General features: G+C 66.5%; 21 protein-coding genes and 1 pseudogene. 15 read left to right on the top strand and 7 right to left on the bottom strand.

The window, feature by feature from the left end; genetic code table 11:
- The first annotated feature begins 34 nt into the window (after positions 1 to 34).
- The 6 genes from infB to FHS28_RS04210 all read left to right on the top strand — a co-directional run bounded on the left by infB (position 35) and on the right by FHS28_RS04210 (position 9,605).
- Positions 35 to 3,025: a translation initiation factor IF-2 gene (gene infB / locus FHS28_RS04235; protein ID WP_088448943.1), complete on the top strand. Its 2,991-nt coding sequence runs from the start codon at positions 35 to 37 to the stop codon at positions 3,023 to 3,025.
- Positions 3,026 to 3,122: 97 nt separating this feature from the next.
- Positions 3,123 to 3,503, top strand: coding sequence for a 30S ribosome-binding factor RbfA (gene rbfA, locus FHS28_RS04230; RefSeq protein WP_088448944.1), 381 nt, complete (start codon positions 3,123 to 3,125; stop codon positions 3,501 to 3,503).
- Positions 3,504 to 3,555: 52 nt separating this feature from the next.
- The gene (gene truB, locus FHS28_RS04225; RefSeq protein WP_088448945.1) at positions 3,556 to 4,509 is read left to right on the top strand and encodes a tRNA pseudouridine(55) synthase TruB; all 954 of its coding nucleotides are present in this window, start codon (positions 3,556 to 3,558) and stop codon (positions 4,507 to 4,509) included.
- 78 nt (positions 4,510 to 4,587) lie between these two features.
- On the top strand, positions 4,588 to 6,411 hold the full coding sequence (gene typA, locus FHS28_RS04220; RefSeq protein ID WP_088448946.1) for a translational GTPase TypA: 1,824 nt from the start codon (positions 4,588 to 4,590) through the stop codon (positions 6,409 to 6,411).
- A gap of 206 nt (positions 6,412 to 6,617) precedes the next feature.
- Positions 6,618 to 7,724: an enoyl-CoA hydratase/isomerase family protein gene (locus tag FHS28_RS04215; RefSeq protein ID WP_310736733.1), complete on the top strand. Its 1,107-nt coding sequence runs from the start codon at positions 6,618 to 6,620 to the stop codon at positions 7,722 to 7,724.
- Positions 7,725 to 8,042: 318 nt separating this feature from the next.
- Positions 8,043 to 9,605 carry a hybrid sensor histidine kinase/response regulator gene (locus FHS28_RS04210; protein ID WP_088448947.1) on the top strand — a complete coding sequence of 521 codons (1,563 nt, stop codon included), beginning with the start codon at positions 8,043 to 8,045 and terminating at the stop codon, positions 9,603 to 9,605.
- 151 nt (positions 9,606 to 9,756) lie between these two features.
- Here the strand turns inward: FHS28_RS04210 and FHS28_RS04205 are convergent, their stop codons facing one another.
- The 3 genes from FHS28_RS04205 to FHS28_RS04195 are packed head-to-tail and all read right to left on the bottom strand — an operon-like array spanning position 9,757 to position 12,072.
- Positions 9,757 to 10,050 carry a DUF3325 domain-containing protein gene (locus tag FHS28_RS04205; RefSeq protein WP_088448948.1) on the bottom strand — a complete coding sequence of 98 codons (294 nt, stop codon included), beginning with the start codon at positions 10,048 to 10,050 and terminating at the stop codon, positions 9,757 to 9,759.
- Positions 10,051 to 10,057: 7 nt separating this feature from the next.
- Complete coding sequence (locus tag FHS28_RS04200; RefSeq protein WP_088449699.1) at positions 10,058 to 11,749, bottom strand: PepSY-associated TM helix domain-containing protein; 1,692 nt, start codon at positions 11,747 to 11,749, stop codon at positions 10,058 to 10,060.
- Between the two features lie 11 nt (positions 11,750 to 11,760).
- Positions 11,761 to 12,072 (bottom strand): iron uptake protein, encoded by a 312-nt coding sequence (locus tag FHS28_RS04195; RefSeq protein ID WP_088448949.1) that lies wholly within the window; start codon positions 12,070 to 12,072, stop codon positions 11,761 to 11,763.
- Positions 12,073 to 12,231: 159 nt separating this feature from the next.
- Here FHS28_RS04195 and FHS28_RS04190 point away from each other — a divergent pair, with 159 nt between their 5' ends.
- The gene (locus tag FHS28_RS04190; RefSeq protein WP_246409476.1) at positions 12,232 to 13,080 is read left to right on the top strand and encodes a glutaminyl-peptide cyclotransferase; all 849 of its coding nucleotides are present in this window, start codon (positions 12,232 to 12,234) and stop codon (positions 13,078 to 13,080) included.
- Between the two features lie 98 nt (positions 13,081 to 13,178).
- On the opposite strand, the gene FHS28_RS04185 is transcribed toward FHS28_RS04190, so the two are convergent.
- On the bottom strand, positions 13,179 to 13,646 hold the full coding sequence (locus tag FHS28_RS04185) for a hypothetical protein (protein WP_088448950.1): 468 nt from the start codon (positions 13,644 to 13,646) through the stop codon (positions 13,179 to 13,181).
- A 327-nt stretch (positions 13,647 to 13,973) separates the two neighbouring features.
- On the opposite strand from FHS28_RS04185, the gene FHS28_RS04180 reads away from it, so the two are divergent.
- Positions 13,974 to 15,233: an MFS transporter gene (locus FHS28_RS04180; RefSeq protein WP_088448951.1), complete on the top strand. Its 1,260-nt coding sequence runs from the start codon at positions 13,974 to 13,976 to the stop codon at positions 15,231 to 15,233.
- 7 nt (positions 15,234 to 15,240) lie between these two features.
- On the opposite strand, the gene FHS28_RS04175 is transcribed toward FHS28_RS04180, so the two are convergent.
- Both FHS28_RS04175 and FHS28_RS24545 read right to left on the bottom strand, forming a co-directional pair.
- Complete coding sequence (locus FHS28_RS04175) at positions 15,241 to 15,384, bottom strand: hypothetical protein (RefSeq protein ID WP_184294123.1); 144 nt, start codon at positions 15,382 to 15,384, stop codon at positions 15,241 to 15,243.
- Positions 15,385 to 15,958: 574 nt separating this feature from the next.
- Positions 15,959 to 16,168, bottom strand: a complete 210-nt coding sequence (locus FHS28_RS24545) for a hypothetical protein (RefSeq protein WP_310736748.1) — start codon at positions 16,166 to 16,168, stop codon at positions 15,959 to 15,961.
- Between FHS28_RS24545 and FHS28_RS04170 the strand changes: the two genes are divergently transcribed.
- From FHS28_RS04170 to dcsG, 6 genes are all read left to right on the top strand, one after another.
- Positions 16,100 to 16,756 carry a YqcI/YcgG family protein gene (locus tag FHS28_RS04170; RefSeq protein WP_310736747.1) on the top strand — a complete coding sequence of 219 codons (657 nt, stop codon included), beginning with the start codon at positions 16,100 to 16,102 and terminating at the stop codon, positions 16,754 to 16,756. The two genes, FHS28_RS24545 and FHS28_RS04170, sit on opposite strands and share 69 nt — an antisense overlap.
- On the top strand, positions 16,753 to 17,571 hold the full coding sequence (locus FHS28_RS04165; RefSeq protein WP_088448954.1) for an arginase family protein: 819 nt from the start codon (positions 16,753 to 16,755) through the stop codon (positions 17,569 to 17,571). The genes FHS28_RS04170 and FHS28_RS04165 overlap by 4 nt, the downstream gene beginning before the upstream one ends.
- Before the next feature lie 48 nt (positions 17,572 to 17,619).
- Entirely contained in the window at positions 17,620 to 18,714 is a 1,095-nt protein-coding gene (cysK, locus tag FHS28_RS04160) for a cysteine synthase A (RefSeq protein WP_088448955.1), read from the top strand.
- Positions 18,715 to 18,754: 40 nt separating this feature from the next.
- Complete coding sequence (gene metX, locus FHS28_RS04155; RefSeq protein ID WP_088448956.1) at positions 18,755 to 19,999, top strand: homoserine O-acetyltransferase MetX; 1,245 nt, start codon at positions 18,755 to 18,757, stop codon at positions 19,997 to 19,999.
- A gap of 10 nt (positions 20,000 to 20,009) precedes the next feature.
- On the top strand, positions 20,010 to 20,921 hold the full coding sequence (locus FHS28_RS04150) for an SDR family oxidoreductase (RefSeq protein ID WP_246409474.1): 912 nt from the start codon (positions 20,010 to 20,012) through the stop codon (positions 20,919 to 20,921).
- A 78-nt stretch (positions 20,922 to 20,999) separates the two neighbouring features.
- Positions 21,000 to 21,908, top strand: coding sequence for a D-cycloserine synthetase (gene dcsG / locus FHS28_RS04145; RefSeq protein ID WP_088448957.1), 909 nt, complete (start codon positions 21,000 to 21,002; stop codon positions 21,906 to 21,908).
- 8 nt (positions 21,909 to 21,916) lie between these two features.
- Here the strand turns inward: dcsG and FHS28_RS04140 are convergent.
- Positions 21,917 to 23,119 (bottom strand): annotated as a pseudogene (locus tag FHS28_RS04140) (MFS transporter); the annotation flags it as partial.
- A 171-nt stretch (positions 23,120 to 23,290) separates the two neighbouring features.
- Here FHS28_RS04140 and FHS28_RS04135 point away from each other — a divergent pair.
- The gene (locus FHS28_RS04135; RefSeq protein ID WP_088448959.1) at positions 23,291 to 24,682 is read left to right on the top strand and encodes an aminotransferase-like domain-containing protein; all 1,392 of its coding nucleotides are present in this window, start codon (positions 23,291 to 23,293) and stop codon (positions 24,680 to 24,682) included.
- The last annotated feature ends 24 nt before the right edge of the window (positions 24,683 to 24,706 follow it).

The raw sequence follows: 24,706 nt of genomic DNA, 5'->3' as shown, positions 1-24,706 counted from the left end.
CCGCTCCGCCCACACAAGATTTAAGGATTCAACAATGGCCGTGACCACCGTCGCCCAGTTGGCCGCAGAGCTGAACAGGCCTGCGACCACACTGCTGGAGCAGCTTCAAGCTGCGGGCGTCAAGAAGGCGTCCACCGAGGACACCCTCAACGAAAGCGACAAGGAACGTCTGCTGGAGCACCTGCGCACCGCGCATGGCACCGGCGGCGCCGAGCGCAAGAAGATCACCCTGACCCGCAAGTCCACCAGCGAGATCAAGCAGGCCGATGCCTCCGGCAAGGCCCGCACCATCCAGGTGGAAGTGCGCAAGAAGCGCGTCTTCGTCAAGCGTGACGACAACATGGATGAAGCCACGGCCGCTGCGGCGGAAGAGGCTGAACTCAAGCGTCGCGAAGAAGAAGCCCAGGCCCAGGCCGAATCCCTGCGTCAGCAGGAAGAGGAACTGGCCCGCAAGATGCGCGAGCGCGAAGAAGCCGAGCGGGCTGCCCGCGAAGCCGAAGAAAAGCGTCGCGAGGAAGAGCGTCTGGCTCGCGAAGCCGAGGCGCGCGCTGCCGCCGAAGCGGCGGCCAAAGCCGCTGCTGAAGAAGAGGCGCGTCGCGCCGAGGAAGCGAAGACCAAGGCCGCTCAGGCCAAGTCTGTCGCCAAGACCAACGAAAAGTCTGTGGAGAAGTCTTTGGAAAAAACGGCCGACAAGGTCGTCGAAAAACCTGTTGCGGCTGCTCCCGCGCCTGCGCCTGCCCCTGCTGAAGCAGTGGTGGCCAAGCCGGTCCTGCGAGTCGTCAAGGCCGCCGATAACGGCGCGGACGAGAAGGCCCGTCAGGCCGAACTGGAGCGCCGCCGCAAGGCTGCCGAGGCCGAAGCGGCCGCCATTCGCGCCATGATGAACGCACCCAAGAAGGTGCTGGTGGCGAAGAAGGAAGAGCCCAAGCCGGAAGCCGCAGCCACTGCGGCCGGCATCAAGGGCACCATTCACAAGAAGCCGGCTGGCGCGCCGGGTGCTCCGGGCACCACGGCCGCTGCAGGCGCCGGTGCCAAGCCAGGCGACAAGAAATCGGTCAAGTCCGAGAAGCTGTCGTCGAGCTGGGCCGATGACGCCAAGAAGCGTGGCGGTGCGGCCAAGGGTCGCAGCGATGCGCCGGCCGGTGCGGGCGCAGCCCGTCCGGCAGGCTGGCGTGCGCCCAAGGGCGCCGGCGCTGGCCGTCGTGGCGATCGGAACGATCGCGGTGGCGCACCGTCGAACTTCGTGGCACCGAGCGAACCGGTGGCTCAGGAAGTGCACGTTCCCGAAACCATCTCGGTGGCCGATCTGGCGCACAAGATGTCGGTGAAGGCTTCCGAGGTCATCAAGCACCTGATGAAGCTGGGTCAGATGGTCACCATCAACCAGCAGCTGGATCAGGAAACCGCCATGATCCTGGTCGAGGAAATGGGCCACAAGGCCTTCGCGGCCAAGCTGGACGATCCGGACGCCTTCCTGGAAGAAGAAGGCGCAGCAGCCGAGTCGCAGCACGAACTGCTGCCTCGCGCTCCGGTGGTGACGGTCATGGGTCACGTCGACCACGGCAAGACCTCGCTGCTGGACAGCATCCGCCGCGCCCGTGTGGCGGCTGGCGAAGCTGGCGGCATCACGCAGCACATCGGCGCTTATCACGTCGATACGCCGCGCGGCATGATCACCTTCCTGGACACCCCGGGTCACGAGGCCTTCACGGCCATGCGTGCCCGCGGTGCCAAGGCCACCGACATCGTCATCCTGGTGGTGGCGGCGGACGACGGCGTCATGCCGCAGACCAAGGAAGCGATCCACCATGCCAAGGCGGCGGGCGTGCCCATCGTCGTGGCCATGAACAAGATCGACAAGCCGGATGCCAACGCGGAACGCGTGAAGAGCGAGCTGGTCGCTGAACAGGTCGTGCCGGAAGAATTCGGTGGTGACTCGCCGTTCGTGCCGGTGTCGGCCAAGACGGGTCAGGGCATCGACGATCTGCTGGAACAGGTGCTGCTGCAGGCCGAAGTGCTGGAACTCAAGGCAGCGAAGGATTCGCTGGCCAAGGGTCTGGTCATCGAAGCCAAGCTGGACAAGGGCCGCGGCCCGGTGGCCACGGTGCTGGTGCAGACCGGTACCCTGAAGCGCGGCGACGTGGTGCTGGCTGGTTCGACCTATGGCCGCGTGCGCGCCATGCTGGACGAAGACGGCAAGCCGGCCAACGAGGCAGGTCCTTCCATCCCGGTGGAAATCCAGGGTCTGACGGAAGTGCCGCAGGCTGGTGATGAATTCATGGTGCTGTCCGACGAACGTCGTGCCCGTGAAATCGCCACCTTCCGTGCTGGCAAGTACCGTGACGTCAAGCTGGCCCGCCAGCAGGCGGCCAAGCTGGAGAACATGTTCTCCGACATGACCGCTGGCGACGTACAGACGCTGCCGCTGATCATCAAGGCCGACGTGCAGGGTTCGCAAGAAGCGCTGGCCGCTTCGCTGCTCAAGCTCTCGACCGATGAGGTCAAGGTGCAGATCGTCCACGCGGCGGTGGGTGGTATCAGCGAGTCCGACGTCAACCTGGGCATTGCGTCCAAGGCGGTCGTGATCGGCTTCAACGTGCGTGCCGATGCCGGTGCGCGCAAGCTGGCCGAGCACAACGACGTCGATCTGCGGTACTACAACATCATTTACGACGCCGTGGATGAGGTGAAGGCCGCGATGGCTGGCATGCTGGCGCCTGAGCAGCGTGAAGAGATCATCGGCATGGCCGAGATCCGGACGGTGTTCGTCGCATCGAAGATCGGCACGGTGGCTGGTTGCATGATCACCAGTGGTCATGTCACCCGCAGCTCGCGCTTCCGTCTGCTGCGCGACAACGTGGTGGTCTACACCGGCGATGTCGAGTCGATCAAGCGCCTCAAGGACGACGTCAAGGAAGTCCGCGAAGGCTTCGAGTGCGGTATCAAGCTCAAGAACTACAACGACATCAACGAAGGTGATCAGCTGGAGTTCTTCGAGATCAAGGAAGTCGCCCGCACCCTGTAAGCCGCGCCTGCGCGTCTCACACACCCCGCCTGGGCCACAGGCGGGGTTTGCGTTTCATAGAGAGCTGTTTTAGTGTTTTGGAAGTTTGAGGTCGGATATGCGTCATAAGCGATCGATTCCTAACCGCGGTCTGCGCGTGGCGGACCAGATCCAGCGCGATCTGGCCGAGCTGATCCGTGATCTGAAAGATCCCCGCATCGGCATGGTCACGGTGAGTGCCGTCGAGGTCACGCCGGACTACGCCCATGCGAAGGTGTATTTTTCCCTGCTGGTGGGCAAACCCGAAGAAACCCAGGAGGCGCTGAATGAGGCCGCCGGGTTCCTGCGCAATGGCCTTTTCAAGCGGCTGCAGATTCACACGGTGCCCAGCCTGCACTTCCATTTCGACCGCACCACCGAACGTGCAGCCGAAATGAGCGCCCTGATTTCCAAGGCCAATGCCAGCCGCGCGCTGGACGGTGAGTCTCAGGAAGACTGACCGCCCACCGCCCCGTTTTACGTGCAGCCCGTGCGGCTGCCGCTTCGTCATCATGAACGCCGTCGTTCCCCGCCCCAAGATCGAAAAGCGCGCCGTGCACGGCGTGCTCATGCTGGACAAGCCGCTCGGCCTGTCCAGCAATGACGCCCTGCAAAAGGTCAAGCGCCTGATGCGGGCGGAGAAGGCCGGCCATACCGGGACACTGGACCCGCTGGCCACCGGCCTGCTGCCGCTCACTTTTGGTGCGGCCACCAAATTCAGCCAGGTCAGCCTGGAAGCCGACAAGGGCTACCGCGCCACCCTGCAGCTGGGCATCACCACCACCACCGGCGACGGTGAGGGCGAGATCGTCCAGCAGCGTCCGGTGTCCGTGACGCCGGAGCAGATCCAGGCCGCCTGCGACGCCTTCCAGGGTCCCATCTCCCAGCTGCCCCCGATGTATTCGGCGCTCAAGCACCATGGCCGCGCCCTGTACGAGCTGGCGCGCGAAGGCCTCACGGTGGAGCGGCAGCCCCGCCTGATCACGATTCACGCGCTCGACATCGTCCAGTGGCAGCCTGAGGCGTCGCTGCTGGTCATCGACGTGCGCTGCACCAAGGGCACCTACATCCGCACCCTGGCCGAGGACATCGGCGAGCGGCTCGGCTGCGGGGCGCATCTGGCGGCCCTGCGCCGCACCGGCAGCGGCCCGGTCGGTGTCGAGCAGGCCGTCACGCTGGAACAGCTGGAGGCGATGGACGACACCGCGCGTCTGGCCCGGCTGACCGCGCCTGACAGCCTGCTGGGCGAGTGGCCCGAGGTGGTTTTGAGCAACGAGGAGGCTGGCCGCTTCCTCTCCGGCATGCGCCGCCGTGTGGCGCTGGCCGACGCCCCGCAAGTGCGGGTCTACGGCCAGATGCCGCGCGCCTTCCTGGGCAGCGGGCACATCACCGGGGGCGAGCTGATCGCCGACCGGCTGCTGAGCCCGGCCGAGATCGCCTCCATGCTGATGCAGGCGGCGGGCTGAAGCCCCAGGCGCACGACCGATTCACCGATTCCAAGAACTTCAGAGTCTCCGAAGAAAGCCGAAAGCGAAAGCCTCACCATGAGCAAGCAAATCCGCAACATCGCCATCATCGCCCACGTCGACCATGGCAAGACCACCATGGTGGACCAGCTCCTTCGCCAGAGCGGCACCTTCGCCGAACACGAGAAGGTCGTCGACACGGTGATGGACAACAACGCCATCGAACGTGAACGTGGCATCACCATCCTGGCCAAGAACTGCGCCGTCAGCTGGAAGGGCACCCACATCAACATCGTGGACACCCCGGGACACGCGGACTTCGGCGGCGAAGTGGAGCGTGCCCTGTCCATGGTGGACGGTGTGGTGCTGCTGATCGACGCCCAGGAAGGCCCGATGCCGCAGACCCGTTTCGTCACCAAGAAGGCGCTGGCCCTGGGCCTGAAGCCGATCGTGGTGGTGAACAAGGTCGACAAGCCCGGTGCCAAGCCGGACGCCGTCATCAACGCCGCGTTCGACCTGTTCGACAAGCTGGGCGCCACCGACGAGCAGCTGGACTTCCCGGTGGTGTATGCCTCCGGCATCAACGGCTGGTCGTCGCTGGAAGAAGGCGCGCCGGGTGAGAAGTGGGGCGAGGACATGTCCGCCCTGTTCGACACCATCCTCAAGCACGTGCCGTCGCAAAGCGGCGACCCGGCGGCTCCGCTGCAGCTGCAGATCTCCGCGCTGGACTTCTCCACCTTCGTCGGCCGCATCGGCGTGGGCCGCATCAGCCAGGGCACGCTGAAGCCCTCGATGGACGTGCTGGTGATGGAAGGTCCGGACGGCAAGACCACCAAGGGCCGCATCAACCAAGTGCTGACCTTCCAGGGTCTGGAGCGCGTGCAGGCGACTGAAGCCGGCCCGGGCGACATCGTCCTGATCAACGGCATCGACGAGATCGGTATCGGCGTGACGGTGACCAGCCCCACCAGCCCGGCCCCGCTGCCGATGCTGAAGGTGGACGAGCCGACGCTGACGATGAACTTCTGCGTCAACACCTCGCCGCTGGCCGGCCGCGAAGGCAAGTTCGTCACCAGCCGCCAGATCTGGGACCGTCTGCAGAAGGAACTGCAGCACAACGTCGCCCTGCGCGTGAAGGAAACCGACGAAGACGGCATCTTCGAGGTGTCGGGCCGCGGTGAACTGCACCTGACCATCCTGTTGGAAAACATGCGCCGTGAAGGCTATGAGCTGGCCGTGTCCAAGCCCCGCGTGGTGTTCCAGGACATCGACGGCGTGCGTCATGAGCCGATCGAGCTGGTGACGGCCGACGTGGAAGAAGGCCATCAGGGCGGCGTGATGCAGGCCTTGGGCGAGCGCAAGGGCGAGCTGGTGAACATGGAGCCGGACGGCCGTGGTCGCGTGCGCCTGGAATACCGCATTCCGGCGCGTGGCCTGATCGGCTTCAGCAACGAGTTCCTGAACCTGACCCGCGGTTCCGGCCTGATCTCCAACATCTTTGACGGCTACGAGCCGCACAAGGGTGACATCGCCGGTCGCAAGAACGGCGTGCTGATCTCGATGGACGCCGGTGAAATCTTCACCTACGCCCTGGGCAAGCTGGACGATCGCGGCCGCATGTTCGTGAAGCCGAACGACCCGGTGTATGAGGGCATGATCGTCGGCATCCACAGCCGCGACAACGACCTGGTGGTCAACGCCACCCGCACCAAGCAGCTGACCAACTTCCGCGTCAGCGGCAAGGAAGATGCCATCAAGATCACGCCCCCGATCGAACTGACGCTGGAATACGGCGTGGAGTTTATCGAGGACGACGAGCTGGTGGAAATCACCCCGAAGTCGGTCCGTCTGCGCAAGCGCTTCCTGACCGAAAACGAGCGCAAGCGCGCCCAGCGCAGCTGAGCGTCGGCCTGAGGGCCATGTCCCGCGGGCCCCTCGTGTCCGCGGGATGAAAAAAGAGCGTCGCACTGCGACGCTCTTTGTTTTTGCGGATGACCTTTGTCCCTGTCCGGACCCGGTGGGCGGTGGTATGGTCCTGCCCGCATCGTTCATAAAAGAATCGCCGGACGCCCGTGGGCCTCCCGGCAAAGCATTGGAGAGTTGACGTCGTGATTCCGTCGCTGCAATCTGAAGGTCTGGTCGTGGTCGAGGTCAATGGCTGCCTGGGCCTGATCACCCTGAATCGTCCGCAGGCGCTCAATGCGCTGTCGCTGGCCATGATTCGCGACCTGACCACGCTGCTGACGGCCTGGGCGGCGGATGCCCGCATCCAGGCGGTCGTCGTGCTGGGGGCAGGGCGGGAAGGCAAGCCGGCCGCGTTCTGCGCCGGGGGCGACATCCGCTTCTTCCATCAGGCGGCCCTGGCGGGCGATCCTGCGCTGGGCGCATTCTTCACCGAGGAATATGCGCTCAATCATCTGATCCATCAGTTCCCCAAGCCCTACATCGCGCTGATGGACGGTGTGGTGATGGGCGGCGGCATGGGCATCAGCCAGGGGGCCAAGCTGCGCGTGGTCACCGAACATTCCAAGCTGGCGATGCCGGAGACCAACATCGGCCTGTTCCCGGATGTGGGCGGCGGCTACTTCCTGTCGCGCTGCCCGGGGTCGAGCGGCGAATGGCTGGCGCTGACCGGGCAGGTCATCGGCGCGGGCGACGCGATCGAGTTGGGGCTGGGCGATGTGTTCGTCAAGAGCAGCGAGCTGCCGGCGATCATCGAAGCCTTCCGCACGGGGCATCAGGACAGCGCCGAGCATGTGGTGGCCACGGTGATGGAACGGGCGGATCTGGCGCCGGATGCCGAGCACTGGGAATCGCGCAAGAAGATCAATCACCACTTCAGTGCGCCTTCGGTGGCAGCGCTGATGGCGTCGCTGGCGGCGGATGCGGACCCCTGGGCGCAATCGACGCTGGAAGTGCTGAAGAAGCGCTCGCCGCTGATGATGGCGGTGACGCTGGAGCAGGTGCGCCGTGCCCGGGGAATGTCCCTGGCGGACGATCTGCGCATGGAGCGCGATCTGGTGCATCACTGCTTCCACCTGCGGCCGGGTGCGGCCAGCGAGACGGTGGAGGGCATCCGCGCACTGGCGGTGGACAAGGACCATGCGCCGAAGTGGAACCCTGCCAGCGTGGAGCAGGTGGATGCGGCCGAGGTGGCGAAGTTCTTTGTGAGTCCGTGGGCAGCCGGAGAGCATCCGCTGCGCTCGCTGAGCTGAGCGCGGATCTGCATGGAGCGTCACGCCGCGGGCGGGCGCGTCTGACGGGTCCGCCGCAGGCTGATGTTTTCACGCGGCTTCGCCCTGAATTGCGGCCGTGGTGGAAGCTGTCACCCTTTGCGCTGTGCGTGACCGGGAGCCCCGATTGCCGCGAATGTCGGTCCATCGCCGACCCGGCATCTGCCGGTCCAGGCCTCATGATCCAAGTCAGTAGGTCAACTTCGGTAGTTCAATTCCAGCAGTTCAAGTCCAGCATTTCAATTCAGCCATTCACGGCAGCCATTCAAGCAAACGGCTCCAGACCGGGAAGGAAGCGACATGTCGGGTTCGCAGCGTCAGCCAGAGGTGCCAGCCGCTGAAATCGAAGATCAGGACATCCGCCGGCTGCGCAGCGCTGGAGACGCCACCTACCGCCATCTGGTGGAAGGCGTCCTGGACTACGCCATCTTCCTGCTCACCCCCGCTGGATTCATCGCCACCTGGAACGCCGGTGCCCAACGCATCAAGGGCTACAGCGCCGCCGACATCATCGGCAAGCACTTTTCCGTCTTCTACACCCCCGCCGATGTCGCCTCGGGCTGGCCGCAGAAGGAATTGACCCTGGCGCGTGAGCGCGGCCGCATTGAGGACGAAGGCTGGCGCGTCCGTCAGGACGGCAGCACTTTCTGGGCCAATGTCGTCATCACCGCGATCTACGACAGCGACAACCACTTCCTCGGCTTCGCCAAGGTCACCCGCGACCTGAGCGACCGCCGCCGCATGGCTGCCTTGCAGGACGAAGGCCGGCGCATGACCGAGTTCATCGCCATGCTGTCCCATGAGCTGCGCAATCCGCTCTCGCCGATCATGAATGTGCTGTCCATCATGGCGCGTGAGCCGCAGAGCCCGCGCTCGCAATGGTGCCTGGACGTGGCGGCGAAACAGGTGCGCCACATCAACCGGCTGGTCGAGGACCTGCTGGATGTCAGCCGCGTCACCACCGGCAAGGTCCGCCTGAACATGGAGCGGCTGGATCTGACCGATGTGGTCAAGGAGGCGGTGGAAGGCATGCGGCCGACGCTGGACGAGCGGGGGCACGCGCTGGTGGTGGCGTGGCCACCGCAGCCGCTGTGGATGCAAGGCGACCGCACGCGGCTGATCCAGCTGGTGTCCAACCTGCTGAACAACGCCGCCAAATTCACCACGCCTCCGGGCAGGATCGAGCTGCACCTGGTGCGCGAAGGCGACGAAGCCAGCCTCGCCGTGTCGGACAACGGCATCGGCATGGTGCAGGAGACGCTGGACCGCGCCTTCGAACCGTTCTCCCAGGCGGAGCACCGCTACAGCCGCGGGGAAAGCGGGCTGGGTCTGGGCCTGGCGCTTGTCCGCAGCATTGCGCAGCATCATGGCGGCAGCGTGCAGGCGTCCAGCGCGGGACTGGGGCAGGGCGCAACCGTGTCCCTGCGCTTGCCGCTGATCCCGGACGGCGAAGCGCTCGCTGATGCAGACGACGCTGGCCATCGCAACGCGCAGGACCTGGGCAACGCGCCCCGTCGGCTGTTGATCGTCGACGACAACATCGATGCCGCCGACAGCCTCGCCATGCTGCTGCGCACGCTGGGCCATGACGTGACCACCGCCCATGACGGGCTCAGAGCCTTGCAGTTGATCCGCGAGCAGACGCCGGACGTGGTGCTGCTGGACATCGGCATGCCGATGCTCAGCGGCCTGGAAGTGGCCCGGGATGTGCGCAGCGACCCCGCGCTGGCGGGTGTGCGCCTCGTCGCGGTGTCAGGATATGGGCAGCCACTGGACAAGCTGGCGGCAAGTCAGGCGGGTTTTGATGATCATCTGGTCAAGCCGGTGGATGTGGAGGACGTGGTGCGGGCGTTGCGGCCATAAGCCCTTTCGGCCGCGCACTTAGCCACGCCAGCCACTCCAGCCAAGCCAACCACGCCAACACGCCAGATTCGCCAACCTCGCAGGCGGCACGAGCCCGGCACGCCCTGCTGTCTGCGCACACCCCGCCAGCCGCGAAAGCGCCGCAACTCCTTCAGGGCCAGAGGCAACGCAGCCACGTCGGCCGCCAGGACAGCGTCATCGCCACGGTCAGCACCGCCGCGGCCAGCAGCATCAGCCATACCAGGACCGCCATGGAGGCATGGTCCGCCTTCAGGCAGAGCACCAGGGATCCCGCGAGTGCGACTGCGCCGAGTATGCGCATCACACGCACCCTCTGCGGCGACTGCGGCCTCTCACCGTGCGCCTGTTCCCAGTGCGTGTCCATCGCCAGCGCCAGCCAGCCGAAGCCCACCACAGCCACCACAGCGGCCAGCAACTGAAGCATCCACGGATCAGCCACGGCTCGCCTCCACCGTCGTCAGGCCAGCGGCGCCCAGCGACGCTGCTGCATCGCTCGTGCGTCCGCCCGAGCGCAGGCTCAATCGGCGCGCGGCGAGCATGCAAGCGCCCGCCAGCGCGAGCAGGCTCAGGTCCACCCCCGCGACCGGCCAATACCCTTGAGAGATCGTCCGCACCAGATGGTCCCCGGTGCTCACCGCATTGGCCACCACGGCGGCCACCGCGAGCAGCGCCACGGCGCCGCATTGCTCTCGCCAGGCCGGATTCATCCGCCCCAGCGCGACCGGTGCGCTGCGAACGAAGGCATGCCCCAGCGCCAGCGCCCAGGCGCCCCAGAACACCCGCTGCTCCCACAGGCCCTTGCCTGCCAGGTCCTCCGGCAGAAGACGGTTGGACAGCAGCATCGCCACCGTCGCGACCAGCATGCCGGTCATCGTCGTCACGGCCATCGCATCCACGAGGCGGCTGCCCTGGCTGCCTGCCTTCGCATGCTGGACCTTGCGCTTCTCGACGAAGAAGATGAAGCCGGTGGCGATGCACACGCAGCCGGTCAGGCCGCCCAGCACATACAGCCAGCGCAGCAGCCAATGGCGGAAGTGCTGCAGATGCAGGCCTTCGAGGAATTCGGTGGTGTTGTCCACGGCGGTTCGCGGCGGGTCTTCGCGCAGCAGCTCGCCGGTGCTGGCCTTGAAGTGGATGCCCTCGCCGGTCAGCGCCACACGGTCGGTGCCGGCGCGAAAGACGCTCACGTAGGCATTGGCATCGCCCGGATGCTGTACCTGCAGGTAGCCCACTTCGCCTGCCATGCCCTTGGCCTGCCAGCGGCGCTGCGCCTCGGCCACCATCGCATCCACCGACGCCATCGGGGCTGCCACGCCGGCGCGTTCGTGCGGCAGTCCTGTCTCGGAGGCTTCGATCTTCTCGCTGAGCTCATGCAGCGCATTCAGCTGCGTATGCGCCACCGGAAAGTAGATGCCCGCAAAGATCACCAGTCCGGTGAAGGCAAAGAAGAAGTGAAAGGGCAGGGCGACCACGCCGGTCAGGTTGTGCAGGTCCAGCGTGTTGCGCTGGGTGCTCTTGTGGCGGCGGAAGGTGAAGAACTCGCGGAAGATCTTGCGGTGCATCACCACGCCACTCACCAGGGCAGCCAGCATCATCAGCGCCGCGAAGCCGACCAGCCAGGTGCCCAACTCCTTCCAGGTGACATTCAGGCTGTAATGCATTGGATAGAACCACTGGCTGCCGATGGCCAGCTGGCTCTGCGGCAGCAGCTTGCCATCACGCGGGTCCAGTGCATGCACCGCCCACAGCGTCTCGTCGGGATCCTTGGCGCCCGGCACCGCAAAGCCGGCAAAGACCGTGGTGACCGGATCGCGGTGGGTGGTGTAGATGCCCCAGGTGCGCACTTCGTCAAAGCGCTCGGGCAAGGGGCCGTTGACCCGGTCCTTCACCCCTGCGACCACCGCCGGATCCGGTTGCATCGACGAGAGGGCCGGCGCCAGCACCCGGTCGAAGGACGGCATCGGCTGCGGCTCGAAGCGCGACTGCGGAATGGACCAGCGGTCAATCTCCCGGTCGAACACCGACAGCGAGCCAAAGAAGAACACCACCACCAGCACGAAACCCAGCACCAGGCCGAACCAGGTGTGCAGCCAGGCCATGGAAAGTCGGAAGCTCTGGAACATGCGGGCCTCCTTCACACCAGGGCGCGCTGCACCAGGGCAGCCGCACCCGTCATCAGTCCCGCGCCCACCAGCAGCACGCCCCACACCCGCGCGGTGCTGCGCGCAGCGAACGACCAGAGGAACAGGCCCAGGTAGACCAGCATGCCCAGCATGGCCGACAGATGTTCGGCATCGTGGAACGACAGGCCGGCCGCATAGGTGGCGGCCAGCGTCAGGGCGATGAAGCCCCAGCAGAACAGGTAGGCGCCGACGGTCGCTGCAAGCATCCGCAGGACCCAGGGCAGGGCCGGCAGGACGCGGCTCAGCGTGGTGGTGGAGGTCATGGCCCGGAGTGTCCTACACAATGAGAATGATTCCTATCGAGCCCTTCAGAAAAAACGGGGCTTCGGTTCGGGCAAAGCGGCGTGTGGGCGCTGTGCGTTCGGACTTCCGGGCCAGGGAGCGGAATCGTGTAGATTGCGGGGCCCTCCTCTGGAACTCTCATGCGCACCATCCTGTCTTCCCTGGGCCGCCGGGCCCTGATGTCCTGGGCCGGTCAGGGCCTGTTTGCGGCGGCCGTGTCCCTGACGGCGCTGACGACCCACACAGCGGCCGGGGCCGCTCCTGCAGACGCCGGCCTGCCGGTCTATACGGTGAAGGTGGTGAAGTCCTATCCCCATGACCGGGGCGCCTTCACCGAAGGCCTGTTCTTCAAGGACGGCTTCATGTGGGAAAGCACCGGCCTGAAGGGCCGCTCCAGCATCCGCAAGGTGAAGCTGGAGACGGGGGAGGTGGTCATGGACACCCGCCTGCCTGCGGAGATCTTTGGGGAAGGCATCGCTGACTGGGGCGACCGGGTGATCGGCCTCACCTGGACCGATGGCATCGGTTATGTGCTCGACATGAGCAACCTGAAGCTGTGGCGCAAATTCAGTTACGCGGGCGAGGGCTGGGGCCTGACGCAGAACGGCAAGGAGCTGATCATGAGCGACGGCACGCCGGAGCTGCGCTTTATCGACCCGGTGTCGTTCAAGGAGACGCGCCGGGTGCGGGTGACGGCCGGCGGCCAACCGGTCGAGAAGATCAACGAGCTGGAATGGGTGGAGGGCGAAGTCCTGGCCAACATCTGGCAGACCGACCGCATCGCGCGCATTGATCCGGCGAGTGGCAAGGTCACCGGCTGGATCGACCTGACCGGCCTGATGCCCGACCGCAATCCCGATGCGCAAGGGGAAGACGTCGCCAATGGCATCGCGTACGACGCCAAGACCAAGCGGCTGTTTGTGACCGGCAAGCTGTGGCCGAAGCTGTTTGAAGTGCAGCTGGTGAAGACGGCGGGTCCGCGCCGCTGAAGGGCGAAGCCAGCCGACAGCCCGCTCCCGGCAGCCGGCTCCCGGCAGAGGGCCCCCGGCAAAATGGCGAAGGCCGGTGACACCGGCCAGCGTCGCAGTCAGTCCATCTGCTTGCGCATCAGGTCGGACTTCTCCCGCAGGGCCTGCGCGCCCGCCTTGTCGCCCGCGGCGTCTGCGCGACCCGCGGCTTCGGTCGCGGCCTTGGCCGCTTCCTCGAAGGCGCTGATGGCGGGCCAGCGTTCTTCGGTGGGCAGCAGCCGGCCCTTCTCGAAATGGCCGGCCATCAACGTCTTGCCTGGTTCTTCCACCACGCCGAGCAGCAGCTCACCCTTGGACGCGCGGCCCAGGAAGCTGCGCTTGACCGCGCCGCCCTGCATCTCCTTCAACAAACCCAATCCGTCGGCGTTGTCACCGATGCAGGCGCCTTCCCAGGTGACCGTGGCGGCGGACCAGCCTTCCGGCGGCGTGAGGACCTTGCAGGCGGCCCAGGCGGGGCTGGCCGTGGCGGCGAGCAGTGCAGCGCCAATCGAGGTGGACAACACATGACGGGCGAGGGTAGAGCGCATGGGCACCAATGAAGTGAGCAACGAGCCCGCAGGATAGCCGCCGCGTCCGGCGTGTTCGATCAGGGAAGATCTCCAACTGCAACGAGGTGACCGCGTCACAACATTTGCTTGCAGACGGCCCCGCCGCTGGTGCGGAGGGCGTGCAAAAGTGGGCGAGTCGGGCGGTCATGTTCCCGGCCGGGCGCTCGCGATGAGGCACCCTCTGGATCAGCTTTGCCGGTGCGGAGCAAGGGATCGGAATTTCCGGCGCCAGGCTGCGGGAATCTCTCAGAATCCTTGAGAATCGCGGACTCTGGATCGACCTCGGTCCGCTCCCAAGCATCCCGAATGAACCCCATCACTCCCAGCCGGGCGACAGCCTGGTGGATCTGCGCCCTGGTGGCGGCAGCGCTGTACGGCAACTACTACGTCTACGACTCCATCGGCCCGGTGGCCGACGCCCTGCAGGCGCAGCGCGGTTTCAGTGACACGCAGGTCGGCCTGCTCAATGCGGTCTACAGCCTGCCCAATGTGGTGTTGATCCTGCTGGGCGGTGTGCTGGTGGATCGATTCGGCGCTGCGAAGGTGACGCTGGGCACCGCGGGCATCTGCCTGCTGGGGGCGCTGCTCACGGCGCTGAGCCCGAACTTCGAAGGCATGGTGGCGGGGCGGCTGCTCTTTGGCATCGGCGCGGAGACCTTCGGCATCTCGACGCTGGCGGTGCTGGCCGAGTACTTCGCCGGCAGCAACGTCGCCTTCACCATGGGTCTGGCGTTGTCGCTGGGACGGCTGGGGTCGTATTCCACCGACATGTCGCCGACCTGGTTCCCCCATGCGTATGCCCAGGGCTGGCAACCGCCGTTGCTGATCGCCGCCGCGATGGCGGCGGCCTCCTTCGCTGCCGCTGCGGCGTACTGGTGGATCGACCGACGCGTCTCCGCCGCCGCCAAGCACACCGCAGAGAAGCAGGCACAGCCGTTTGTCTGGCGGGACCTGCTGCACTTCGGCAAGGCGTATTGGTACCTGCTGATTCTGTGCGTGCTGTGGTATTCGGTGATCCTGGCGTTTCGCAGCACCTTCTCGATCAAGTACTTCCAGCACGTGCATGGGCTGGACCTGGCGGCCGCTGGCGAGATGAACAGCTACGTGTTCCTGGCGGCGGTTTTTGCGACGCCCGCCTTTGGCTGGCTGTGTGACCGGGTCGGCCGGTATGCCCCGTTCCTGGCGTTCGGCGCGGTACTGCTGCCGATCTCACTGGCGGTGATGGCCCTCAGCCGCTCGGGGCTGTGGGTCTCCACCGCCCTGATCGGCGTCAGCTTTTCACTGGTGCCGGCGGTGATGTGGCCGCTGGCCAGCAAGGTGGTGGCGCCCAACCGCTTCGGTACCGCCATCGGCCTGATGTGGGTGGTGCAGAACGCCGGCATCGGTGGCGCAAACCTGGTGGCTGGATGGCTCAACACCCGCGCCGGTGCCAGCGCGCAGAACCCTGCCGGCTACAACGACATGATGTGGTTCTTCGGCATCTGCAGTGTCATTGGTGCGGTGTTTGCGCTGGTGCTGTGGGCCACCGCAGGCCGCAAGGACCAGGAGCTGGCTTCCCGCGCGTGAGCGCCGGTCAAGCGCCAGCACCACCGCCTTCCATCACGCGCGACAGGGCCGAGGTCGCGCGCAGGTCGCTGCGCGCATAGCCGGCGCGCAGGGCGGACCCGATCTGACGGACCACAGCACACAGACGGGTGAACAGGCTCAGAGCAATCATGACGGTCTCCTGAAGTCCCTCGCTGCGACAGTGCGGCGAAGGCATGTGGACAGCGTGCGCCTGCACGCGGGGACCTGCATTGCGCAGCGTCAATGTCTCGGGCCCTGAAGCCGGTTGTGCGCTCGCGCTTGCGTTGGGTCAACGCCTAACTTGAGGACAGCGTCCCGAGCGCCCGCCCCGCGGCCGCCGGCGTTCGCTGAACTGTCCGCGCAATCCTCGCCCGGGCGGGGATTCGATTTCCTCCAGGCGCGGCGTTACGCCATATTTCACCAAATCGAATATGGATATCTGCGTCAATCCAAACGGCAGTAACGTACCCATTTAATTAAATAATACCGTACCTTCTTGACTGAGTTTTCTCTGGATATCCTGCGATCCGCGTGGTGCTGGCGTTCGTTCGATATTCGGGAAATTCAGAAAAACGATATTTACGCTGGTTCCCTTCCGGCGTGAGAAGGACGGTTCCGGCGCCCCGCAAATCCCAGTGTTCCTGTCCCCCTGGTGGCCTCATCCGCCCCAGGCCTGGCCCCGCCGTGGCCGTTTGCCGGAAATGTCATTCATGAACGGGTTGTCCTCACCGCTGATGACGCAGTCGGAGATTTGCAATGAATCCCCTCCCTGGTGCGTCGAGATATTGCGCGATCTGGAATCCAGGCTTGCTGGTGATTCTGGATTTCCTTGTGTTTTCTCGAAAAACGCTTTCAAGAAAAAACTCATCCGCTTCATATTTGTTGCCAATGCTGAAAGCGGTGGCGTCCAGCACCTCGCCGAAGGTTTGAGCCAATATGTCCGCCTTTCACGGGAATGGGATGGCAGCCTGGATACGGCGTATCCCCTCGTGGTGGGCTTCTCACGCGATGCCGTTGCCGCCGACACCGCCGAGGGCTACGACGCATTTGGCTGGCGGATCCTGCAGGCGCTGCATGACCTCGACCCGGCGCCCTGGCCCTCGCACGTCGGTCAGGACGCCAATGCGGCGGACTGGTCCATGTGCTTCAACGGCATGCCGCTGTTCGTGAACATGAGCCATCCCCTGCATCAGGCGCGTCGCAGCCGCCACCTGGGGCGGCACTTCCTCTTCGTCATCAATCCTCGCGAGCGCTTTGATGTGTTTGCGGGGGATACGCCGGGCGGTCGTCAGGTCCGCACCAACATCCGGCAGCGCATCGAGCGCTACGACGGCCAGCCGCATGCACCGCAGCTGGGGTTCTTCGGCGCCGACAGCCGCGAGTGGTGGCAGTACAGCCTGCTGGACCACAACGGCCCTCGCGCCGACCGCTGTCCCTTCCTTGTCCGCACGGCTACGACATCCACTGCCCGCGCCGCCGCGAGTGCCCCCTCTCACGCGTCCAACACCACACCCACACCATGATCAACCTCATCGTTTCCCAAGGCCGAGTGGCCGACCGAGCGCCGCGCATGATCGAAGGCGCCGCCCGCACGGCGCGGGCCCTGCAACAGCGCTATGGATGCAGCATCCAGTCCGTAGGCGTGCCACAGCCGCATGCCCACGACGACTGGCGCGACAGCCTGCCACAGGCCCGCGACACACTGCTCGGTCTGCGTGATGCCATCGACCGCAGTCTGCGCCGCGACCCGTTGACCGTCATGCTCTCCAACACCTGCTCGGCCAGTCTCGCGAGCCTGCCGCGGGTGGCGCAATCGATGCCGGAGGCGGTGGTGCTCTGGATCGATGCGCATGGCGACTTCAACACACCGGCCACCACCGGCTCAGGCTATCTCGGCGGCATGGTGCTCGCCGGCGCCTGCGGGCTCTGGGACAGCGGCCATGGCGCCGGTCTCCGGCCACACCAGGTGATGCTGGTCGGTGCCCGCGACATCGATCCGCCCGAGCAGGCGTTGCTGACGCAGGCCGGGGTGCGCATCCTGCCGCCAGCGCAGGTCACGCCGGAGGCGGTGCTGGCGGCCATCGGCACGGCGCCGGTCTGGGTGCATATCGACTGGGATGTGCTGGACCCAGGCCATCTGCCGGCCGATTACTCGGTGCCTGAAGGCCTGCATCCCGCGCAGATCCGCGCGCTCTTCGAGGCGATTCCTGCCGGCCAACTGCGTGGCATCGAGCTGGCCGAATTCAACGCTTCGCTGGACGAGCAGGTCAATGCGGCCGCGCTCGACGTGATTCTCGACATCGTGGCCCCCGTGTTCGAGCGGCACTCGGCGCGCTGAAACGAGCCGCCCCACCGGCCCCTCCATTGCATCCTCAAGGACTTCATCATGCCTCTGTACAACAGCATCCTCGACACCATTGGCCGCACGCCCATCGTCAAGCTGCATCGTGTCGCACCGCCGCACGTGAACCTCTACGTAAAGGTCGAATCCTTCAATCCCGGCGGCTCGGTCAAGGACCGTCTCGCGCTTTCGGTGGTGCTGGACGCCGAGGCCAAGGGCCTGCTCCGACCCGGCGACACCCTCTGCGAATGCACTTCCGGCAATGTCGGCATCGCCCTGGCCATGGTGGCCGCAGCCCGCGGCTACCGCTTCGTGGCGGTGATGTCCGATTCCTATTCGCTCGAGCGTCGCAAGTTGATCCGTGCCTATGGCGGCAAGGTGTTGCTGTTCCCGGCGGCGCTGGGCAGCAGCGGCGGTAACCGCATCGCGGATGAACTGGCCGACCGCCACGGCTGGTTCCGTGCCCGGCAGTTCGACAACCCCGCGAACCCGGCCTATCACCGCGAGACCACGGCCGCGGAGATCCTCAGCGACTTCGCTGGCAAGCGCCTGGACTACTTTGTCACCGGCTTCGGCACCACCGGCACGCTGACGGGCGTCGGGCAGATGTTGAAACTGGCGCGTCCACAGGTGCGGGTGGTGGCGGCGGAGCCGGCCAATGCCGCGGTACTCGCGGGGCAGCCGTGGCAGGTGCATCAGATCCAGGGCTGGGCACCCAACTTCGTGCCCAGTGTGCTGGACCCGGCCGTGATCGATGAGTTGCGGCCGATCGACGAAACCGTGGGGCGCGACACCGCGCGACGTCTGGCGGCAGAGGAGGGCATTTTTGTGGGGATTTCCGCCGGTGCGACCGTCGCGACGGCACTGGATGTGGCGCGTGAAGCACCCGCCGGAACGGTGTTGCTGGCGATGCTGCCCGATACGGGCGAGCGTTATCTCTCCACCTTCCTGATGGACGGGGTGAACGAGGGCTCGGACGACGCCTGGCTGGACGGGCTCGGGGGGCCCTCCGTCGCGGCGCTGGCAGATGCAGCCGTCGGTGCAGCCGTGGCCGCAGACGCAGAAGCGAAGGCGGAACCGAAGACCGAAGCGATGACTCCAGCGCCTTGGTCCCATCAGCGTGATGCGCAATCCGCCTGACGTCGCCGACCCATCCACCCCATCCCCAAGGAGGCTTCCCATGATGGAGTTCATTCCGCCGGCCACGCACTTCGTGGCCTTGCCTGACCCCTTCACGCTCAAACGCGGCGGCAGGCTGACCGGCGCCCGCCTGGCCTATGAGACCGTCGGCCAGCTCAATGCGGATCGAAGTAACGCGCTGCTGATCCTCACCGGCCTGTCGCCGGACGCGCATGTGTGCAGCCACAACGACCACCCCGCGCCCGGATGGTGGGAAGGCATGGTCGGCCCCGGCCGGCCGGTCGACACCGGCCGCTGGTTCGTCGTATGCGTCAACTCGCTCGGCAGCTGCAAAGGCTCGACGGGACCCGCCTCACTGAATCCCGTGACTGGCCGCCCGTACGGCCCGGACTTTCCCGCGCTGTCCGTGGAGGACCTGGCCGATGCAGCTGCCTATGCGGTGCGAGCCCTGGGCATCGAGCAACTGGCCGCGGTGCTGGGCGCGTCGATGGGCGGCATGACGGCGCTGTCGCTGGTGGCGCGCCATCCCGGCCTCGCCCGTCACCTGATCCACCTCTCCGGTGCAGTGCATGCGCAGCCGCTGGCCATCGCGCTGCGCGCCCTGCAGCGCGAGCTCATCCAGTCCGATCCGGATTGGCAGGGCGGTCATTACGACGGGCAGCGGTTTCCGCTGAACGGCATGGTGGCCGCACGCAAGCTGGGGCTGATCACCTACCGGTCTGGAGAAGAGTGGGCAGCGCGCTTCGGCCGGGAGCGGCTGGACACGGCGATGCTGGCCGCGACCGGCGCACCGGCGATGGACTTCGCGGTGGAAGGCTATCTCGCCTGTCAGGCGCATCGCTTCGTGCGCTCGTTCGATCCAAATGCCTATCTGGCGCTGAGCCGTGCCATCGACACCTTCGATCTGGGCGACGAGGCAGGCGGAAATGCCGATGTGGCGCTGCGCCGCTTGCGGCTGGAAAGCGCGCTGGTCATCGGGGTGAAGAGCGACTTCCTGTTCCCGGTGTCGCAGCAGCGCCAGGTGGCGGAGGGGCTGCAGGCGGGCGGCGTGGCGGTCACCTTCCACGCGCTGGATTCGCTGGCCGGTCACGATGCCTTTCTGGCGGATCTGGCAGCGTTCGAGGCGCCGATCAGGGCGTTTCTCGATGAGGTCCAGGCAGGCCAATCCCACGTGTTTGCGCAGATTTCCGCCGTGTCGGTCAACGAAGCGCAGGCGCTGAAGTCGAGTGGCCAAGCGGCTGCAGCGGCTGCAGCGGCCGAACCGCCCATGCTCACACCGGTCTGAGGAGGCTCACATGTCCACAACGAACATCGCCACGCACCGGCAGCCCACCGCGATTCCGATGGATCCATCCGCCGCAACCGCCGCAACCGCCGCGGCTGGCCTGGTCGATAGCTCCTTCACGGCATCCGCGCCCCGTGCTGCTATCGAGCGCGCCGATTCAAGGCGCACCGACGCCGGTCCGAACGCTGCCCGGCAGATTGCATTGGTCACCGGCGCCAACCGAGGCATCGGGCTGGAGATTTGCCGTCAGCTCGCGGCGGAGGGCGTGCGTGTCCTGCTCAGCGGCCGGCGGGCCGAAGCCGCCGCCGAAGCGGCCCGCCAACTCGTCAGCGAAGGCCTGGATGTGGAGGCCGTGGTGCTGGACGTCACCGACGCCCGCAGCATCGAAGCCGCAGCCGCCGGCATCGGCCAGCGCTACGGCCGCCTGGACATCCTCGTCAACAACGCCGCCATCCGCCTGGAGTCCTACGGCCGCCGCCCATCGCAGCAACCGCTGACGCAGTGGCATCAGACCTTTGCCACCAACCTCTTTGGCGTGGTCGCCGTGACCCAGGCCCTCCTGCCACTGCTGCAGCGCGCCCCCGCTGCGCGCATCGTCAACGTGTCCAGCCTGCTGGCGTCCCTGGGCACCCACAGCGATCCAGCGTCCTACGCCTACAGCGACATGTTCAAGTCGCTGCCGGCCTACAGCGCCTCCAAAAGCGCGCTGAACGCCTGGACCGTGCATCTGGCCTATGAACTGCGCGAGACGCCGATCAAGGTCAACGCGGTTCACCCCGGCTACACCAGGACCGACATGAACGACGGCGCCGGCGATCTGGAACCGCGGCAGGGCGCGTCCACCAGCGTGCGCATGGCCCTGCTGGGCCCCGACGGACCGACGGGCCAGTACGTGCATCTGGGGCGCCAGATCCCGTGGTGACGCTCGCAGGGCCACGGCGCCACGCTGGGGTCCTGCGGCTGGACGGCTCTTCCACGCTCAAGCTCAAAACACTTCATCATGAAACCTCTCGCTTTGGTCACCAGTGCCGGCAGCCTGCCGATCGATGTCGACATGCCGCTGCTGCTTGCCGCCTGTCGCACGGTCGGTCTGCAGGCACAGGTCTGTGATTGGGAAGATCCGCAGGTGGACTGGGGGCGCTATGGCGCTGCCGTCCTGCGGTCGCCCTGGAACTATGTCGAGGCGCTGCCCGCCTTTCTGGCCTGGTGCGACCGGGTGGCGCAGTGCACCCGGCTGCTCAATCCGCCGCAGGTGTCGCGCTGGTCGCTGGACAAGCGTTACCTGCGTGATCTCGCCGAGGCCGGCGTGCCGGTGGTGCCGACCGAGTTCGTGGCGCCCCAGGTCGGCGAAGCGGCATCGCTCGCGGCGCTTGGCTCGCTGATGGCGCGCCATCCCGAGTCGGGCGAGGTCGTCATCAAGCCCACGGTCGGCGCCTATTCCAAGGACGTGCGGCGGTTTCCCCGCGCGGCGCAGGCGCAAGCCCACCTCTATCTCCGCCATCTGCAGGCCCGCGGCGCGCATGTGATGCTGCAGCCGTATCTGTCGGCCATCGACCGCGACGGCGAGACCAACCTGGCCTTCTTCGACGGGCACTACAGCCACGCCATCCGCAAAGGCGCCATGCTGATGGCCGACGGCACGGTGCACGTGCCGACCCAGGAGCTGCGACAGGCGCGTCAGGCCGATGCGCAGGAGCAGGCCGTCGCGGGCAGGGCGCTGCAGGCGGCTGCCCGGCATCTGCAGCTGGAACAGCCGCTGCTGTATGCCCGGGTCGACCTGATCCGTGACGGTAGCGGCCAACCGCGTGTCCTGGAGCTGGAGCTGTGCGAGCCCTCGCTGAACCTGCCGTTTGCCGAGGGCAGCGCCTTGCGCTTTGCGCAGGCGATTGCGCGTCGTATGGGCGGCTGAGTCCACGATCACTGCTTGACGAAGGCCTCGGCCGGACGCGTTGGCAGCTCGGAGAGGTCCACCACCGGGGCGGGCCGGCTCAGTAGCGCCAGCGCGCCGGTGGCCAGCAGCAGCCCGAAGGTGAGCAGGGCGGTGGCGGTGCCGTAATGGTCCGCCAGCAACCCGGTGAAGATCACCGGCAGGCTGAAGCCGACATAGGCCATCAGGAAGTAGGCGGCGCTGGCGCGGGTCTTCTGGTCACCGGCGGCTTCCGCCGTGCCGGCCAGCCCGCCCAGATAGACAAAGCCGTAACAGGCGCTGCTGGCCGCCAGTGCCCCAGCGAGCACTGCCATCAGCGTGCCGGACCAGGCGCCCCAGGCCAGCAGCGCATAGGCCGGCACCAGCACCATCAGTCCGATTCGGACCGCGTGACGCGGCTCCTGTCGGCGCGCCATCGGCTGGAACAGCAGCCCGCAGCTGATCGCCAGCATGGTGGCCAGCCCCGAGTACCGCGACAGCCCGTGCGGCGCCAGCACCGACGGCAGGATGGAGATCACCAGGCCCGTCGTGGCCCAGCACAGCAGGATGGCCGCCCCGAACCACAGGCCCTCGGCTGTGAAGTAGGGCAGGCGCAGCATCGGCGCACGCGGCCCGCTGCGGGGGGCGGTCTCGGGCAGGCGCCAGACCAGCAGGCCGCACACGGCCACCGCCGCCAGATGCAGCAGGAAGCTGGGCGGGGTGAGAGAGTCCTGCAGCATCAGGCAGACGCTGGTCAGCACCGGTCCCAGGCCGAAGCCGATGGAGGTGCTGGCCGTCACCCAGTTGGCGGCGCGGGAGGCGCGCTCGCTGCCAAACAGCTCCAGCATGTAGGCGGTGGCCGTGGCGGACATCAGCGCCGTCCCGGTGCCCAGCACCAGTCGCGCGACGGCCAGCGTGCTCACATGCGGATGCAACAGCATCAGCAGCGTCCCTGCAGCAGAGAGCACCAGGGCCAGCAGCATCACCCGGCGCCGGCCGATCCGGTCCGACAGGCCGCCCAGCGCCAGCAGCACCGGCAGCACACCCGCCACATAGAACGAGAAGGCGACGGTGGTGGCCATCACCCCGACGCCGTCCGCACGGGCGTAGGCGGCATACAACGGGGCTTGCAGATTGACGCCGGTGGTCATCACGCACAGCGCGGCGGCCAGCCATGACGGATGTTGTTGTGTCTGTGCCATTCCCGCGAACGCTCCCTCGTTGGCCTCTGGTGTGGGTTTCGCCCCTCAGTGCTGCGTGCCCTGGGGCCTGCCTGCATTGCAGGATAGCCAGGACATGGGTACAAACACAGGCACAGTTGACGCCTTCCGGCACCCACCGTACCCATCCGTTTCAGAAACAGTGCCCGCCCACCGAGCCCCACCATGAATTTGCAGATCCAACGTGACTCCGACACCCCGCTGGCCGACCAGGTGGAGCAGGGCCTTCAGGCCCATATCGGTCGGCGCGTCTATGCACCGGGGGCGCGGTTGCCGTCCATCCGAAGCCTGGCCACCAACCTGGGTGTGAGCCGCAACACGGTGATCGAGGCCTATGACCGGCTCGTCACCCGGGGCCTGGCCCGCTCGCAGCCCGGCTCCGGCTACTACGTGGAGGACGGCGCGGTGCGCTTCCCCGCTGCCGGCATGGCCAACCCGCGGGACGCGGAGAGCGTCACCGACGAGCTCTGGCATCTGTTCCGCGAGCAGAACGACACCGTCAAGCTGGGCTGCGGCTGGCTGCCGGACAGCTGGCGGGAGAGCGAAGACATGGCCTATGCCATCCGCCAGACCGTGCGTCGCGATCGCAGCGGCCTCTTCGACTACGGTACGCCGCTGGGCAGCCCCAGCCTGCGCAAGGCGCTCAGCCGCCGGCTCTACAGCATGGACATCGAAGCGCCGGTCAATCAATTCCTGCTGACCAGCGGCGCCAGCCAGGCGCTGGACCTGCTGGTGCGGCTGCTGCTGCGCCCCGGCGACACGGTGCTGGTGGAGACCCCGGGCTACTACAACCTCTTCGGGCTGCTGAAGCTGCAGGGCATCCGCATGGTGGGCGTGCCGCGCACGCCCAACGGGCCGGATGTGGAAGCACTGGAGCGGGTGCTGGAGACGCATCAGCCCAAGCTCTTCTTCCTGAACGGCGTCTTCCAGAACCCGACCGGCAGCACCATCTCGGTGGCCACGGCCCACCGCATCCTGCAACTGGCGGAGCGGCACGATTTCAACATCGTGGAAGACGACATCTATGCCGACTTCCAGAGCAGCACCACGCCGCGACTGGCCGCGCTGGATCAGCTCAACCGCGTCATCTACATCGGCAGTTTTTCCAAAAGCCTGTCCTGCTCGCTGCGGGTGGGCTTCGTGGCGGCGGCACCGGCGCTGATCAAGCGGCTGGTGGATCTGAAAATGCTCACCAGCATCACCTCCTCACGCTTTGCGGAAGAGGTGCTGGCGGTGATGCTGGAGAACGGCAGCTACCGCAAGCTGGTGGAGCGGCTGCGTCGCCGGCTGGACCGGCAACTGGCGCAGGCCAGCCGGGTGTTGACCACGGCCGGCTGGCAGCTGTTCTGCAGGCCCAGCGGTGGCATGTTCCTGTGGGCCCGCTGGCCGGGCGTGGACGATGCGACCGAGCTCGTCACGCGGGCAGCGGCGCGGGGCGTGAGTTTCTCGCCCGGCTCGGTGTTCACGCCGGACCTGGCGGTCTGCCCCTGGCTGCGGATCAACGTCAGTTATGTCGATGATCCGCGGGCCATGGCGTTTCTGACCAAGCCGATGTGAAGACCGGACCTGCGCCGGGGGGCG

Source organism: Roseateles terrae (assembly GCF_014192155.1).
In the GTDB taxonomy this organism is placed as follows: domain Bacteria; phylum Pseudomonadota; class Gammaproteobacteria; order Burkholderiales; family Burkholderiaceae_C; genus Roseateles; species Roseateles terrae.
This window is presented reverse-complemented; position numbering and strand designations above follow the sequence as displayed.